Source organism: Lacibacter sp. MH-610, assembly GCF_045780045.1.
In the GTDB taxonomy this organism is placed as follows: domain Bacteria; phylum Bacteroidota; class Bacteroidia; order Chitinophagales; family Chitinophagaceae; genus Lacibacter.
This window is the reverse complement of record NZ_CP116002.1, coordinates 2,403,875-2,420,650: the sequence shown is the minus strand read 5'-3', so window position 1 is coordinate 2,420,650 and position 16,776 is coordinate 2,403,875. Positions and strand designations below refer to the sequence as shown.

The window sequence follows — 16,776 nt, the reverse complement described above, 5'->3', positions numbered from 1 at the left end:
AGAACTTATGGAAGAACCTCCGGCCATAATCGATAGTTAACCCCTTTCCCTGATGGGGGATGTTAAATGAAAAATAATCGAAACCTCTACAGGGAACGAGGCTTGTAAAGTTTATATCACAAATCCATCCGGTAAGATTGCTCCTTTCTTCACTACCACAATTCCATCTTTTACGGAGTATAATGCATGATCTGTATTGGGCAAATGAGCACCGCCGTTGATACGCACATCATTACCAATACGGCAATTTTTATCAATGATGGCATTCTTGATATAACAACGTTCGCCAATACCTACTTTTGGAATACCACGTTCAGCAGCGTGCAGCATTTCTTCCAGCGTTTCATAATAATCAGTACCCATAATATAACTGCTCACCACCGTAGTGCCATGACCGATTCGTGTACGGATACCAATTACACTGTTCTCCACCCTGCTCGCTAAGATGATGGAACCTTCTGCAATGATGGTTCTTTCCAGAGTAGTTCCGCTGATTTTAGCAGGAGGCAGCATGCGTGCACGTGTGTACACAGGCTTGCTGTTATCAAACAAATTGAAATCCGGAATCTCTGCTGTTAACGCAAGGTTGGCTTCAAAGAAGGAGTAGATATTTCCGATATCTGTCCAGTAACCATCATATTGATAACTGGCTACTTTGTATTTACCAATAGAAGATGGAATGATTTCTTTACCAAAATCAGTAGCGTCTTTATGCTCTTCCATCAAAAGATCCAGCAATAACTTCCTGTTGAAAATATAAATACCCATGCTTGCCAGGTAAATACGGCCCATACGCTGCATGTCAGCACCCGTATCACTTACCCAATCACCCAGGATATCTTTTTTCGGTTTTTCAATAAAGGAAGTGATCATGCTTTGTTCATCACTCTTCAATATACCAAACTCAGGTGCTTCACGATCACCTACAGGAATGGTTGCAATGCTGATGTCTGCACCACGTTGCACATGATCGTCAATCATTTTTTGAAAATCCATCTGGTATAACTGATCACCACTCAGAATCAAAACATAATCCGCATCATGCTGCTGTACATGCCGCATACATTGACGTACTGCATCTGCCGTGCCCTGGTACCAACCTGGATTATCAGGAGTTTGTTCTGCCGCAAGAATGTCAACAAAACCGGTACTGAACGCACTGAAGTGGTACGTGTTTTTAATATGCTTGTTGAGTGATGCACTGTTGAACTGTGTTAACACAAACATGCGGTTGATGTTGCTGTTGATACAGTTACTGATGGGGATATCCACCAAACGGTACTTACCTGCAATGGGTACTGCCGGTTTGCTGCGACTTGCTGTTAATAGATACAACCTGGTTCCTGCTCCGCCTCCGAGAATAATGGCAAGTGTGCTTCTTGAGATGCTCATAATCGTAGATTGTTTGGTAAAGAATTTATTTGAGTGACTTGTATAAAGTTATGTATTGTTGAATACTTTTCTCCCAACTGAAATCCAGTTTCATCATTACTTCACGGCAATGTGCAAACCTTTCTTTATCCTGGTACAGTTGCACCGCCCTCCACACAGAATGGCTTACATCACCTACTGATGCATTGTCAAACACCAGCCCATAACCATCCGGCATATTAATATCTTTTACAGTATCTCTTAAACCGCCGGTATTTCGCACCATGGGAACGGTTCCGTAACGCATGGCATACATCTGGTTTAAACCGCAAGGTTCTACCCTGCTGGGCATTAACAGGAAATCAGCACCGGCATACATTAAATGGCTGAGCGCTTCATTATAACCGATATAACAACTGTAATCTCCCTGCGAAACGGGAGCAAGTCCATTTAGTTGGGCTTCCACCTGCGGCTCTCCGCTACCCAGAATGAGAAAGTTCATTCTTCTTCCGATGTAATAAAAAGAATCACCGATCAATGCCGGTAATATATCAGCCGCTTTCTCTCCTACCAATCTGCCAATGAAAACAAATAGAGGTTTGTTTACATCAAGACCAAATTGCTCACACAATCTTGCTTTGTTTTTAGCCTTGCCTTCCGTTACAGTTTTAAGATCGTAATCATCTTTTATGTAGCTGTCTTTTGCAGGATCCCATACATCAGCATCAATACCATTAAGGATGCCGCTGCATTTACCTCTTTCATATTCAAACAAAGCTTCTAATCCATTACTCATATAACGGAGTTCATCGAGATAACTCCAGCTTACGGTTGTAACTTTTGCTGCACATTTGATGGCACTAGCTAGAGGATTAATCGTATCAGCCCAATCCATCATACCTGTTTTCCAACTGTCATAAGGAGGAATCCACACACTTTTATCCCAGCCCATCCAGCCCTGGTATTGTGCATTATGAATGGTTAATACAGTAGGGATAGATGCAAGATGATTGTAACGGTAACAATACTGCATCATGAAAGGAATTAAACCTGCATGATAGTCGTGCACATGCACTACATCCGGACGATGCTGCCACGCACTCAACCAATCTACAAATGCTATTTGAAAAGCAGTGAACCGCTGGGCATCATCATCATATCCATAGATCTTTTCCCTGTCCAGCAGGCCATAAATATCAATGAGGTATAAATCAAAACCGAGTTTATTAGTAGCTTCTTTAATTACGGTGTAATCAAAAAAATAATCGCCGAGGTTGGTACGACCTTTATGCACTACCTCCCAATCGTTAGCCGCTAAGAATTTTGTGCGGTACATGGGCATTACTACTTTGGCAACATGTCCTGCTCCGTTCAGATATTTCGGCAACGCTCCCACCACATCTCCCAAACCACCGGCTTTGGCTACCGGGTAACATTCGGCACTAACGTGTATTATTTCCATGAAACTGGGTTTGAAGGAATTATGCCTGAATATAGGAAGGATGTTTGATACGCCAAAAAACAACAAATAATTTTTAGTAAGGGCATTTCTTTTTATTTTGGGCGTTCAAACAAGCTAAACGATTGTTATGAACAAAACCACACAACCAACCAACTATGGCGCTTTAAGCACACTTGTCACCGTCTTTTTTTTCTGGGGATTTATTGCAGCAGGTAACAGTGTCTTTATTCCTTTCTGTAAACATAAGTTCGGGCTGGATCAGTTTCAAAGCCAGCTTGTAGATTTTGCTTTCTATTTAGCGTACTATATCGGCGCATTAATTTTGTTTACTTATGGTGCTTTTGCCGGAAAAGACCCCGTGGGTAAATGGGGGTACAAAAAAAGTATTGTGTATGGATTGCTTTTCAGTGCCATTGGTGCAGCGGTGATGATTGTTACGGTGAATGGCAATTCGTTTTACGGTATGTTGCTTGGCTTGTTTATTGTGGCGCTTGGTTTTTCATTACAGCAAACAAGTGCACAACCATTTGCTATTTCTTTGGGTGATCCTGCCACCGGCACCAGTCGTGTAAATCTTGGTGGTGGTGTAAACTCTTTTGGTACAACCATCGGCCCTATTGTGGTAGCGTTAGCCTTGTTTGGTTCTGCAGCCGCTATTACGGATGAACAAATCAAAGCATTGCCATTAAGTAAAGTAATTATACTGTATGTAGCGGTGGGTGGTTTGTTTATTGCTGCCGCTGCCTTATTTGGTTTTTCCAAAAAAGTACCGCCCGGTATTAATGATGAAAAGATTGAACGGGAAAATAAATCACTGTTGACTATGCTGGTGATAACTGTATTGTTAGCAGTATGTTTCACTCCTGTTTTTCAAAGTTATAAAAGTGAAGCAGCTATGAAGATTGTGAGTTTGGGTGATGAAGTAGCTGCAATTGAAAAGCAAGTAGCTGCTACAATGGGCGATGTTTCTGCACTTACCAATTCAATAGAACAAAAGAAAAATGAAATAGCTGAAATCCGTCATCCATTAGAACAATACCGGATGAAATGGTTATTCGGTGCATTAGCAATTGTAGTGATTGGTTTGTTGTTTGCCAATATAAGTGCTAAACGTAAGAGTGAAGGATGGGGTGCTATGCAATATCCGCAACTGGTGCTGGGGATGCTGGGCATCTTTACATATGTAGGTGTAGAAGTAGCTATAGGCAGTAACCTGGGTGAATTGTTGAAGCAAAAAGATTTTGGCGGTTATCAGTCTTCACAAATAGCGCCATTTATTTCCATGTATTGGGGAAGTTTAATGATCGGAAGATGGGCAGGTGCCATCAGTGCCTTTGAATTCAGCAGCAGTACCAAAAAACTTTTATTGGTAATAGTACCGATAGTAGCCTTCGGAATTATAATCGGTGTTAATTCCATTGCACAATATGATATGAGTCCGTTGTATTTCTATATTGTATGTGTAGCGGTACAGATCGGTGCCTTCTTTTTAAGTAAGGACAGACCTGCAAGAACACTTTTAATATTCAGTATTTTGGGTGTTGCGGCAATGATCATTGGTATTATGACAACAGGAACCGTATCTATTTATGCATTCTTGAGTGGAGGTTTGTGCTGCTCTATTATGTGGCCTTGTATTTTCTCATTGTCCATTGCCGGACTGGGTAAGTACACAACACAAGGCTCAGCCTTTTTGATCATGATGATTTTGGGTGGCGGTATTATTCCTCCCATTCAAGGAAAGTTAGCTGACCTGGTAGGTATTCACTCTTCTTATTGGGTAGCTGTGGTTTGTTTTGCTTACTTAGCGTTCTTTGCATTTGCGGTGAAAGGAATTTTAAAGAACCAGGGAATTGATTATGATGCACAAGTGAGCGGCGGTGGACATTAATAATAAGTACGAAATACATTTGAATAAAATAATTGAATGATTATGACAAAGGATTTTGCAGTTGGTATTGATATTGGAGGTACCAATACCAAGTTTGGAATTGTTGACCGCAAAGGAAATATCCTGGAGCAAGGTCGTATGCGTACGGATGCGCACGACAATGCAGAAGAATTTATTGATGAGCTATATAAAAACCTCTGGCCTTTAATTGCCAATCATGGTGGTACTGATAAATTTAAAGGCATTGGCATGGGCGCTCCAAACGGAAATATTTATACCGGAACTATTGAATATGCACCCAACCTGAAATGGAAAGGCATTATTCCGATGGCGGATATGGTGGAGAAAAAATTTGGATTGCCTACACGTCTTACCAATGATGCCAATGCGGCTGCCATGGGCGAAATGATGTATGGCGTGGCCAAAGGAATGAAACATTTTATCACCATTACACTTGGTACAGGTGTAGGAAGCGGTATTGTGATTGATGGAAAGATCGTTGTAGGTCATGATGGATTTGCAGGAGAACTGGGTCATGTGATTGTTCGTCATGGCGGAAGACTGCATAAAGGAACTGGCGCCTATGGTTCCTTAGAAGCTTATGCCAGTGCAACGGGTGTGCGGGAAACAGCTATTGAATTTTTAACAGCGGAACCGGATGCACCCAGTTTGCTACGCAACTATACGATTGATGAACTCACCAGTGAAACAGTTTACAACTGTGCCATACAAGGCGATGCGATTGCCAACCGTATTTTTGAATTTACCGGTGAAATTTTAGGTGAAGCACTTGCCAATTTTGTAATGTTCTCATCTCCGGAAGCTATTGTACTCTTTGGGGGTTTAACCAAGGCCGGTGATCTGATTTTGAAACCCACCGTACAGGCGATGGAAGCCAACCTGATCCAGGTTTTCAAAAACAAAGTGAAAGTAATCTTCAGTGATTTGAAAGAAGCGGATGCCGCTATCCTCGGTGCCAGTGCATTGGTATGGGAAACGGATCATTAGTGTAAACACAACTATGCAGATAAAGAAAAAGTCAGGACTTGTTGCCTGACTTTTTTATTGAAGAGATTTGGTCTGACGGCCTTAGGGCCGTACCGACCAATAAAGCACCTGGTCGGTATGGTTGCAAACCGTGAGACCAGTTAATGATTTACTTAATCAAACAAATTGGTTGTGATTCCCAAACCTGATCCACCGCTCACTCCTACTTTTCCGTTATCATAAGTAAGACCGGTGGCAATATCTTCTGCCAGCAGTAAGGGCCCGTCCATATCAATATAATCCACCAATGGAGCCAAATGAGCAATCGCAGCAGAACCGATGGTGGTTTCATTCATACAACCGATCATAATGCTCATGTTCAACTCTCTTGCTTTTTTAATCATCCGCAACGCAGGTGTAATGCCGCTGCACTTGGTGAGTTTGATATTGATACCATGAAAATGATCCCTGCATTTTTCTACATCCTGTTCATACACACAAGCTTCATCAGCCAGCAAAGGCAAAGGTGATTCTTTGTACAAAGTTTTCATTCCTTCCCAATTATCTTTTGCCAATGGCTGCTCCACCAATTCTACTCCCAATTCTTTCAACTGCGGAATTTTTACAAGCGCTTCTTCTAAGGTCCATCCGGCATTAGCATCTACACGAAAAACTGCATCTGTATGTTTGCGTAATTCAGCTACCAATTCTACATCACCTTCTACGCCTACTTTTATTTTATAGATAGGCCATGGCTTTTCTTTCATCTTTTCCACCATTTTTTCTACGGTGTCAATACCAATGGTATAATCACAAACAGGAGCTTTGCTGTAATCTAAATTCCAGAGTTGGTACAGGGGTTTTCCTCTCAACTTACCATACATATCCCAGGTGGCAATATCCAAAGCACAAACGAGGAAATTGTTTTGAGGAAACAGGTGATGCAGGTAATGCCAGTAACGATCAGGATCAGTGAAGGCAAACTTCTCCACAAATTTTTTCTTTGCTTCGAGGTCTTCCATCATCTTTTCTACCGGAATATTGTAGTAAGTAATTGCAGGCGCTTCACCATAGCCCACTTTACCTCGGTGTTCCAGTACCACAATCAATGCAGGCTGATGTGTTTTGGTTCCTTTAGAAATAGTGAACGGATAACGAAACGGGAGTTCAATTTTTTTATAGCGGATGGTTAAAGGCATGAAAAATTAACAGTTGATAGTGATTTCAAATAGAACTCAAAATTGAATCAATTGTGGATTGAGAAATGTTTTCCTGTTCAGATTTATCGTAGATGGAAAGCAGATATACCTTTCGTTTTATTATATAGACATGAGTAATCACTCGTGCTCCTCCTGATTTTCCTTTGCCCTTTGACGAAACAGCTAATCGGATTTTATAGCAATTATTCCCGATTGGGGTGCCATATTCAGGATTTTGTTCCAACTTATTTGATAATTCTAACAATTCCTTCTTAAGTGAAGGGTATTTGCGGAGCAGCCTTTTAAATTGACGTTTAAAATAATCTGTGAGCTCAATATTATAACTCATTCAGAAATTCTTTTACACTTTGGAGTTTTAATTTTCCGGATTTGGCTTTCTTTACCTGCTCTGCTGAAGATTGCAATTCGTAAAGAAATTGAAGATTTTTTTTGGTAAGCTTGTGCGTTTTTATAAAACTGAAATGCCTTAACATTTCAATTATAAATTTTTCTTTTTCCTTTTCTACTTCAATCAGATATTGCATAGAAACTTATTTTCAACTCTAAATTACTAACTTATCATGAATTTATATAATTCGGCAGTCAGACACGTTTAATTATGTGTAAATAAACAGAGTTTAATAATAAATCTATACGAATCAAATCTGCAATCCTCTACCCTCTTCCGCTCAACTGCACCATCATGCCCACATCTTCATTAAAAGCATCATTAGCAATTAAATCTTCGAGATTGAGATGCATGCGGTAGCGCCAGTAATGTTTGGGATTAGCCGGCACGTTGATCCTTTCATCATTTGGATTTTCTCTTCTCAACGCTGCACTCATCCCCAGCAATTCCTGCACCTGGAAAATACTCCACATGGCAGGTGAATAAACATGCTGACTGATAATACTGCGTACAATATTGGGCTCACAGTAGTAAGGAGCTTCACCCCATTGACTCAACTCTGTATTATAGAAACTTTGTGTGGCAGCACGGTCTTCCTCCCACCAGCCACGGATGGTACTCATGTCATGGGTGCTGGGTGTAACTACGCTCATATAAGGAGCATCAGCCGGGTGAAAGAATTTTCGTTTGGGATCTTTCGGCATCCGTTGAATTTCCAAACTCAACAAACCCAATTGCTTCATAACATCAGGCACACAATCCGGCACCATTCCTAAATCTTCACCACAGATCAACATATTGGTGCTGCGTTTTAATTGCGGCAGTTTGTCCATTGCCTGTTTGCGCCAGAATTCATCCTGCCTGCGGAAGAAATAGTTTACGTACAAATCTTCCAGGTTACGTTTCGTAGCATCATCAAGGTACTTGAAAGAAAGTGTACTCATCATGCTGATGCGGAAATGAAACTGCTGTGCCTGGCTTCCTTCTTCTTCAAATAAAATCACATTGCTGATGAGATCATATAAAGCATGACGAATGCGTTGGTGATTGGCTGTATCTTCCAGTGCATCAAAAACAGCTTCTGCTTTCCGTTGCGTATTGAATGCTTCTTTGAGTTCGTAACTGCCATCACCTTTTGGATCTAAGTAAGAATGCAGCCAGTAATCTTCATTGCCCATCAATTCTTTTAACACTGCATCAGTGATATAAGGCTTGCAAAGCCGGGCATAATCAAACCACAACCCACGCTGACCAAACTCATTGATGTGTACCGGTAATGCAGGAACAAAATGTCCCATAATGCCTTCTACAGCATGCAGGGGAATACTCCAGATACGGAAGAAACCAAGAATATGATCAATACGGAAGGCATCAAAGTACACGCTCATCTGTTCAAAACGTTTACGCCACCATGCAAAACCATCTTCAGCCATACGTTGCCAGTTGTAAGTAGGGAAACCCCAGTTCTGTCCTTTAATGGCAAAATCATCAGGCGGTGCGCCGGCCTGCATGTTCATGTTATACAGTTCAGGCGCCATCCATGCATCCACACTGTTCCTGTAAATACCAATGGGAATATCACCTTTTAAAATAATACCCTGTGCATGTGCATAATCCACCGCCGCTTTTAATTGCAGGTGCAGATGATACTGAACAAAATAATGAATAGCAATTTCATCATAATGCTTTTGAGCAGGATCAGCCAGTTCAATCAAATCATGTTCGTTAAAGGAGCTGTAGGTTTTCCACTTTGTAAAATCGGCCGTTTTGTATTTATCCCGCAGGTAGCAGAAAGCGGCATAAGGTACGAGCCAGTAACGGTTGAGTTCAAAAAACTCAAAGAAGATTGCATCTTCATGCATGGCTGCTTTTTGCTCAGCATATAATTCGTTAATGGCTTCCCATTTATATTTCATCACCGCTTCATAGTCAATTTCAGAAAGCGCATTGAGTTCTTTTTGCTTCTTAGCCATGGATTTGATCACCTTATGTTTGGCATCACCGGCAACAGCTTCCAGGTTGAGGTATTGCGGATGCATGGCAAAAACAGAAATAGGTGCATAAGGATAAGAATCCATCCATGTATGAGTAGCTGTAGTATCATTGATGGGCAGAATCTGGATGAGTTTCATTTTTAATTTCACAGCCCAGTCTACCAGTAATCTCATATCTGTAAACTCACCTACACCAAAACTTTTATTGGAACGCAGACTGAACACCGGAACAGAAATACCGGCACCATGCCAGGTGGTGTTGGGCAGTTGAGCAAAGCCATCATGCAGAATAGTTATTTTTTTGGCACCTGCTGCATCATACAACATACGGTTGTTACCGCTTTCATACCGTACAAAAGATTTTGTTTTGGTATTAAACACGCCATATTTATATGCCGCCGGAAAATTTTCTTTGCTCAGGTTTAAACGGGCTACCCACCAGTTTCCTTCCCGTTGCATGAGTTGGGATTTAGATTCATCCCAATTGCCAAACGCATCGTTACTGCCGGCAATGCAAAGCACTTCATCTTCCAGCAGCAGCGGAGCTTTTGCTTTGAGCAGGTGCGTTACATTTTTATAAGATTTTACTTTGAGCGCTTTAGGTTTGGGAAGCAATACCTGCGTAAACGGTTGCGTAAAAAAGGCATTCTCAAATTCGCCTGCATGATTCCAGGTATCGTATAAAGTGTATTCCTCAGCCTTCATTTCCTGGAACTGCAGGATACGATCATCACCCCATTCAATCACCTGTTCACCGGCTGCAGTTTTAAGAATGTAATTATAGCGGAGAGGAGTTTCAGTATGTTCCAGTTCAACGGCCACCGTCCAGTAATCATTGTTAAGATATTGCATAGGCAATGCTGCTGCCGGATCTTCATTACCCAATTTGCTGTAATTGCCGCATACATATAAACTTTCACCATAAGCAGTACTGAACCGCAGGTAGAATTGAATCTTCATTTGTAACCGTTTCGTTCTTCCCCGGTTTTACTTGAGTTGCTGATGCCGGGAGGGATGAGTCATAAATCAATTGTCTTGAAGGGGCAAAATAAACAAAAAATGGCTTAGGCTTGCAGGAATTTAAGAGAAAGCAACAGAAGATAATTCCGCCTCTCAAAACCTTTTATTTCAGTGTGATTTACACTGATCAGCAGCAGCCTCAAGAATTTGTTTATCAGGCATAGAATTTTATGAGGGCGATATGATCGTAAGGGGTTAAAAGTCCTTTTTCAACAAAAGCCACATCTCCCCCGTTTTTAAGAATCAGTTCAATAGCATCATCCACAGCATCATGGGCATGTGAAAATACGGGTTCTTTTGACCTTTCTTTAAATACAAGTTTGCCGTCCAGCACCTGTTCACAGCTCACCATAAATTCTTTTTCTACAATGAGCAAACGACCGTTTTTATCAAAAATGTGTTGCCATACCTGTTTAATACCTGCTGCCAGTTTTTTTTGATTGGCTGCATTTTCAATTTGACGCAGCAACTGAAGTTGGAGTTGGTGTTTCCATTCTGCCAGGTGAGGCTGAAGGAGTTGATGCAACTGATGCGCATTTCGGTCAATATAATTGCCTTCAATAAACTCAAAAATCGCTTTGGGATTATGTGTAATGGTACGGTACAATCCAAGTACAGGAGTTGAACCCATTACAAATACGGGCAAATGATGTTCGTGCAGCAAATCAGTAAGTTCTTTATCTACACTCCGCAACATTTTTTCAACCTGAATCTCTTTAAACATTCCGGGATCAGAGAAATTAGTAACCCGTTCCGGTGCATCATGTATATAGTCAGCCAGTTTTGCCGGCACCTGCATTTTAACAGGCAACAAATGGTGATGATCGCCCAAAAAGAGACGGCATTCCTCGACACTGATCAGCAATAACAGGTAATGCAGTTGCAACTCTTTACGGTTGTAGACGAGGTCTCTGATTTCAAAAGATTCATCAATCACAATTTTAGGCTCCACTTCTACATCCAGGTACACCAGTTTTTCAAAAACAGGCGATGCAAACAGAGCTATTCCTTTTTTAGTAGTATTTACAGGCAAGCCATCAGAAAGATGATGCAGTTTACGCATTACAATCCTGCTTAATTCCGGGGGATATTCACTGAAAAGTTTCCGTTCCACTTCATCCAGCGAAAACTTCAGCGTTTGTTTAAATTCTGAATTGAGACTAGATTTTGTATGAAAAGGTAGTATAACAGAAACAGCCGGGCGATAGTGCACCGCATCCATCACCTGCTTTAGTTGATCGCCTGCAATCGGTACCATAACCAGAATTTTGATGGCTCAAGCTAAACTAAGTGCAGAGAATGCTGAATGATTGAAATCAAGAGAAAAGTTGATGTGTCTCAGAATAAAAAAACCGGCATTGATTGCAATGCCGGTTAAGGGCGGAGAGAGAGGGATTCGAACCATTCTCCTAACTCCTTTATTAATAACTATTTCAAAGTTTCAGTCCTTGCAGGTCTCGGTAAAGTCTCACTTCAAACAACTTTTCAATCTCACATTTCCTTTACTTTTCTGCTATGCTAAGATACGGATTTCAGAGGCATTTATGCCAATAAAATTATGCTCTCAGCTTCTCAATAACGGTGTTTACAGATAGCCCGGTGTACTGGCAAAACTCATCAATAGAAACTAATTGGTGAGGTTGCTTTGAGAAATGAGATTTAATCTTTTTGATTACTTCCCTTCCCCATCTTTCGCTTTTGCCGGTAACAATCTGCACATCCTTTGGATAAATACAAACTCTTTCCATTTCATTTAACATTTTAATACTCTATCCATACTTCATCTATGCTTTATGTATAGAGTTGTTATGCACAAATTTACTTCATTTTAAGAGAGGAAATAAGCTCTCATAATGGAATAATCTGCACATATCGGCAGGAATGGTAGTGCTGAATTTAAAGCAATAGAAACCTATTATAATTTCGGGTATCAATGATGATATTATTTTACTAACTCATAATTTTTTACAATGGCAAAGCAAAAAGGAATTATCAAATTAGACGGTACTATCGGCGGTATTACCTTCTATAAATCTCAGGACGGATACCTGGCAAGAGAGAAAGGCGGTGTGTCTGGTGACCGTATTGCAAATGACCCGAACTTTCAAAGAACCCGTGAAAACGGCGAAGAATTTGGAAGGGCTGGTAAAGCTGGTAAGCTGCTTCGCAATTCAATTCGTGCAATGTTGCAAAATGCTTCTGATAGCCGGATGGTAAGCCGTCTTACTCAAAAGATGGTTGAAGTAATCCAGGAAGATGCAACTAACCCTCGTGGGCAACGGAATGTAATTGATGGCGAAGCCGAATTACTGGAAGGTTTTGAATTTAATATCAGCGGCAAATTGGGCACTACCCTTTATGCTCCTTATACTTCAACCATAGATAGGGTTGCTGGTACACTTGCTGTTAGTATTCCTGCTTTTGTTCCTTTGAATATGATTGCAGCTCCCGGTGGTTCTACACATTTCAAAATTGTTTCTGCTGGTGCTGAAGTTGATTTTGAAAATGAAACATTTGTTTTGGATAGCCAGGCAAGTGCAATATTACCTTGGGATGTAACTGCAACTGCCGCACTTAATCTTTCAAATGCAGTTACTGCAAACAGTACACATCCTTTATTTCTTGTACTTGGAATTGAATTTTACCAAGAAGTAAACGGGCAAATGTATTCATTGAAAAATGGTGCATTTAACCCTCTTGCAGTTGTTAAGGTAAGTGGCGTGTAATAAAAATTGTTCATTCTTTCAGTCCGATAAAGCCCTGTCATTCCTGGCGGGGCATTTCATTTCAGCAAAGCCCTAAAAGGGCAATGCTGACAGCCAACGACGGCCTGATGGAGAACAATGAAGATACCAGCCTGACGAACCCACAACGAAAACCCTGGAGCCACTGTAACGATAATAAACGGGACGCCTGCCGAGATGCTTACCGAAAACCCATGCAGGCAACGGAGGAACTGGCCCCAATGAAAGGCTGAAAGGACAAACTGCCAAACGACGACTGGTGATGATACGAAGCTGCTTTTGCATAACTGTGAATTTTTATAAGCATCTCTCAGCGAAGGCAGATAAAAAAACCAAAAGGAAACGGAATAAAAGATGGCTCTGTGTGTCGGGTCTGTGTTTATGCCGTAAGCTTTTGGTTTTTTTTTGTCAGGTCTGTGCGGTAGGCTGCCGTAGCTATTTTTGCTGTATAAAAAACACATTGGCAAAAGCTGTATCAATTCAACAGGTCGGTAAGTATGTTAAGAAAGCGGCCATTGCTGACCGCCTTTGATTAGTATTCACTTGGAAGCATCAGGCATCCATCTACCAGCCAAATTGTTGCAAGGTCATAAGGAAAATCACTGAAAGGAATTTCCTGACTTGTTACTTTGTTATGGTTCCCATCTGTTGCAAGGATTGTAAAAACATTATCCTGCACTCTTTTTAAATCCCATACCTGGAATCGTTCAAGATTAATTTCTCTGTGGCATTGATAGCTAACAATTAAATCTATCAGCCAGTAAGCACCGCAGCCTTCAGCTAACTCTTTCACACCATCAGTATAAAGAATCAAGGAAGGTTTGTGGCAATAGAAATTTTCTGAACCATTGTGAGAACCGAAGAAGTGATTTGCATTTTTCATTGTAATAAAATTTATTTTAAAAGAAAAAAGGAAAAAAAAGAAAGCAATCACATCAGGCGGCGTGGCTAAAAAAACAAGGAGGAACGGAATAAATGATGGCTTTGTGCGATGGGTCTGTGTTTATGCCGTAGTTCCTTGTTTTTTTAGAGGATGGGGCTGTGCCAGCCGACTAACTTGCTGTACTTTTTTTGTATTTGTTCTAAGATTTGTTTTCTTCCAAACAGATGCTGATTGTGGAAACGTATTCCTGTGCGTTGGCAAAAGGTAATAGCGCCTGCGGCAAAAAAGAAGCATGGCCGTGTGGCACACTTGTCCACACTGTAGCGTGGGTGGCGAGCCGCCATAAGGCACTGGAGAGAGGAACGAACGGAAGTGCCTGCGAGCACCCATGAGGGGGCAGCAGTAAAGTGGCAGCCCCTTTTCAGGCCAATGTAAAGAAGCCAAGCCAAGGGGCTGACAACGATGCTGCCTCCATAGGAAGCCGCCGCAGTAAATTTCCCGTCAGGGTACGAAGGCGGCTGAACTATGCAAGTGAACCTTAGCGATGCTTTGCGAAATGGAGGTACGACATGAGCAATTAGCAGTCGCAAGGTGAACGCAGCCGAAATGGGTACGCAAGGCGAGCCAAATAATTGGCAGCGGGTGGACTGAACGCTACTAAAGTGAATGAATGACGTAGTGAAGCGAAATGGAACCCAGTGAGTATTGTAGGGATGGCTTGCGGAAAGGCAGGTGCATACTTTCGTATCAGGCTATGTGTGCAGGCAAGAATGCCCTGCCTTGCAGCAAATGGTCGGGCTGCGAACGAGGTGTAATGAAGCGGAACGAAGGAAGTAATGAACGAAGTGGCGTGAAGGACACAGTAGCTGCCGTGACGAATGCCGTATGAGCTGCAAGAAGTGTGACAAACTGCGTAGCGTAGCGAAGCACCCGAAGGGCAATGCAGGTGCAGCAATACCATAAAAGTTTATAAACAGATTCATTGCTGCTGCTGCATTGGTTTGGCACATCTGCTTGCCGAATAGGCATGAGGAACACCTTATTACCTTGCAGTGTGGGGTCTGTGAGGGAGAATATTATTCAGCAGATTTTGTAATAGGAACAACGCCATGTTGTTCGGCATAAGTAATGATAGCTTCACATTCAGATAAGTCAAGATAGTTCAAAATATCAGAGTTCCTTAACTGATTCCACATATCATGTTGTTTAGGAAACAACTCTCTTGCAGGTTCTTTCGCAATAAAAAAGTCTTTCATTGCGATATTATTTTTTGTGTAAGTCGTTTTAAGCTGAACAAAAGCATTGATATGATTTGCAACAGTTCCAGCCCCTGCTTCCATATCAACAGTTTGAGCATAAACATCAATTTCATTTCTGCCAGCAAAGTCTATACGAACAGGTGCAATTAGATTTTGAACTTGTTCATGTGTAACCTCTTTATTGAAATCGTAATGCTCCTTAATCTTCTCACCAAATTGTGTTTTGATATATTCAACCGGCTTTTGTTTCGGTTCTACTTCTGCTGTTTCAATAATATCATCTATATACTTCTTGAATAATGATGAGAAATTCTGGCTATTAATTTCCAAATAAATCTCTTTAGGATTTGTAAACGAAATAACATTATTTGAATACTTGCTCAAATATGAAATGTAGGAAGTAGAAAAAGTGTTATCTGTAATCCTGTTCTTGTATATCTTGAATTTTTTCTTATCAGACAGCTTCAAATTATCAGTTTCAACTTTTCTCTCAATGCTCTCCAAAATTTCTCTAAGAATTTTATAAGATGAATTTGAAAGTAATTCTTTTGAAACCTGTAATTTATTTTTTGAAAAACTGAAATAAACATCGTTGGTATCAAACAATAACAGCCCTATTGAAATCTTTTCCTGGATTTCAGGTCTAATTAATACTGATAATATGCTGTATTGAGTTATCATTTGATTTATTCGCCTGTAAAATATTGTAAAAACTCCAAAAAAGTATGCCAACACTCCTCAAACCACTCATCATTAAGTAAAAATTGGTTCAATTCCGCTTCTTTTGCTACTATATTAACGTTCCAACCTGCCGGAATGTTTTGTAAGTAGGCATTAACATTCTGCCTGCAATTTCGGCTGCAAAGGTAGAAAGAATCTTTGAGGTTTTCAACCCTTTCTTTGCTCTTAAATTCGCTGGTTTTAAACAATTTAGCAAAGAATGAGGAATATATCAAACTGTCTTGATAGGTAATTTGTACCAAACCATTTTCAAAATTCTGGAAATTAAAACAGGCTTCATGGTCAATAGGGTAACCCAAGTATTCACCACCAACTTGCTTGTATATGATATTATAGTTATTTGAATTTCTATCCTCATTAGCTGTCCAAATATCAAAAAAAGCAAGTTTCAATAAATCCGCTTTTAGGTTGTTTTTATTCCTTGAACGAACAACCGCATCTTCTGATATTTGAGTTAGGTCAATTGCATCATCAATTTTTTGTAATCCAAAACAAGGTACATCAAATTGGTTTCGGGGTATTCCTAAATCATTGGGAATATGTTCGGGTAATGCTTGAATAAAATTGATTGAGGAACGATTGAATTGCCAATCACTTAAAAAAGATGCAATAAGCCATTCCTTGAATAACCTATTAGCAGTACCAACATTAGAGTGATACTTACAGTAATAGAAATTCAAATCAGAGGCATGAATTATTATTGGCCTATTGTTCGTCGCAATAATATTCGCTTTATCTAATGCTTCTATAGATTGAAAAGTTGGCAATTATGTTTTCTCTGTTTTTGCAATTATTTTAAAACTATTTTACTAATAA

15 protein-coding genes are annotated in these 16,776 nt (G+C 40.5%); 3 read left to right on the top strand and 12 right to left on the bottom strand.

Going from position 1 to position 16,776, the window contains the following annotated elements:
- Positions 1-111: 111 nt before the first annotated feature.
- Positions 112-1,392 carry a glucose-1-phosphate adenylyltransferase gene (locus PDL71_RS11210; protein WP_407521003.1) on the bottom strand — a complete coding sequence of 427 codons (1,281 nt, stop codon included), beginning with the start codon at positions 1,390-1,392 and terminating at the stop codon, positions 112-114.
- 25 nt (positions 1,393-1,417) lie between these two features.
- On the bottom strand, positions 1,418-2,833 hold the full coding sequence (locus PDL71_RS11205; protein WP_407521001.1) for a glycogen synthase: 1,416 nt from the start codon (positions 2,831-2,833) through the stop codon (positions 1,418-1,420).
- 127 nt (positions 2,834-2,960) lie between these two features.
- Between PDL71_RS11205 and PDL71_RS11200 the strand changes: the two genes are divergently transcribed.
- Positions 2,961-4,724, top strand: coding sequence for an MFS transporter (locus PDL71_RS11200; RefSeq protein ID WP_407520999.1), 1,764 nt, complete (start codon positions 2,961-2,963; stop codon positions 4,722-4,724).
- Positions 4,725-4,766: 42 nt separating this feature from the next.
- Positions 4,767-5,732 carry an ROK family protein gene (locus PDL71_RS11195; protein ID WP_407520997.1) on the top strand — a complete coding sequence of 322 codons (966 nt, stop codon included), beginning with the start codon at positions 4,767-4,769 and terminating at the stop codon, positions 5,730-5,732.
- Positions 5,733-5,884: 152 nt separating this feature from the next.
- Here the strand turns inward: PDL71_RS11195 and PDL71_RS11190 are convergent, their stop codons facing one another.
- The 6 genes from PDL71_RS11190 to PDL71_RS11165 all read right to left on the bottom strand — a co-directional run bounded on the left by PDL71_RS11190 (position 5,885) and on the right by PDL71_RS11165 (position 12,081).
- Positions 5,885-6,910 carry a dipeptide epimerase gene (locus tag PDL71_RS11190; RefSeq protein ID WP_407520995.1) on the bottom strand — a complete coding sequence of 342 codons (1,026 nt, stop codon included), beginning with the start codon at positions 6,908-6,910 and terminating at the stop codon, positions 5,885-5,887.
- A gap of 25 nt (positions 6,911-6,935) precedes the next feature.
- Positions 6,936-7,259: a type II toxin-antitoxin system RelE/ParE family toxin gene (locus PDL71_RS11185; RefSeq protein ID WP_407520993.1), complete on the bottom strand. Its 324-nt coding sequence runs from the start codon at positions 7,257-7,259 to the stop codon at positions 6,936-6,938.
- Positions 7,249-7,455 (bottom strand): hypothetical protein, encoded by a 207-nt coding sequence (locus PDL71_RS11180; RefSeq protein ID WP_407520991.1) that lies wholly within the window; start codon positions 7,453-7,455, stop codon positions 7,249-7,251. The genes PDL71_RS11185 and PDL71_RS11180 overlap by 11 nt, the downstream gene beginning before the upstream one ends.
- 130 nt (positions 7,456-7,585) lie before the next feature.
- Positions 7,586-10,273: a 4-alpha-glucanotransferase gene (locus PDL71_RS11175; protein WP_407520990.1), complete on the bottom strand. Its 2,688-nt coding sequence runs from the start codon at positions 10,271-10,273 to the stop codon at positions 7,586-7,588.
- A gap of 214 nt (positions 10,274-10,487) precedes the next feature.
- A complete protein-coding gene (locus PDL71_RS11170) occupies positions 10,488-11,591 on the bottom strand; it encodes a hypothetical protein (RefSeq protein ID WP_407520988.1) in 1,104 nt (367 codons plus the stop codon).
- 298 nt (positions 11,592-11,889) lie between these two features.
- The gene (locus PDL71_RS11165; RefSeq protein WP_407520986.1) at positions 11,890-12,081 is read right to left on the bottom strand and encodes a hypothetical protein; all 192 of its coding nucleotides are present in this window, start codon (positions 12,079-12,081) and stop codon (positions 11,890-11,892) included.
- Between the two features lie 222 nt (positions 12,082-12,303).
- Here PDL71_RS11165 and PDL71_RS11160 point away from each other — a divergent pair, with 222 nt between their 5' ends.
- Positions 12,304-13,059, top strand: coding sequence for a hypothetical protein (locus tag PDL71_RS11160; RefSeq protein WP_407520983.1), 756 nt, complete (start codon positions 12,304-12,306; stop codon positions 13,057-13,059).
- A 72-nt stretch (positions 13,060-13,131) separates the two neighbouring features.
- On the opposite strand, the gene PDL71_RS11155 is transcribed toward PDL71_RS11160, so the two are convergent.
- The 4 genes from PDL71_RS11155 to PDL71_RS11140 all read right to left on the bottom strand — a co-directional run bounded on the left by PDL71_RS11155 (position 13,132) and on the right by PDL71_RS11140 (position 16,727).
- Positions 13,132-13,362, bottom strand: a complete 231-nt coding sequence (locus PDL71_RS11155) for a hypothetical protein (protein WP_407520982.1) — start codon at positions 13,360-13,362, stop codon at positions 13,132-13,134.
- Positions 13,363-13,609: 247 nt separating this feature from the next.
- Positions 13,610-13,960, bottom strand: a complete 351-nt coding sequence (locus PDL71_RS11150; protein ID WP_407520980.1) for a DUF6876 family protein — start codon at positions 13,958-13,960, stop codon at positions 13,610-13,612.
- Between the two features lie 1,076 nt (positions 13,961-15,036).
- The gene (locus tag PDL71_RS11145; protein WP_407520978.1) at positions 15,037-15,900 is read right to left on the bottom strand and encodes a hypothetical protein; all 864 of its coding nucleotides are present in this window, start codon (positions 15,898-15,900) and stop codon (positions 15,037-15,039) included.
- 5 nt (positions 15,901-15,905) lie between these two features.
- A complete protein-coding gene (locus PDL71_RS11140; protein ID WP_407520976.1) occupies positions 15,906-16,727 on the bottom strand; it encodes a HipA family kinase in 822 nt (273 codons plus the stop codon).
- Positions 16,728-16,776: the final 49 nt, after the last annotated feature.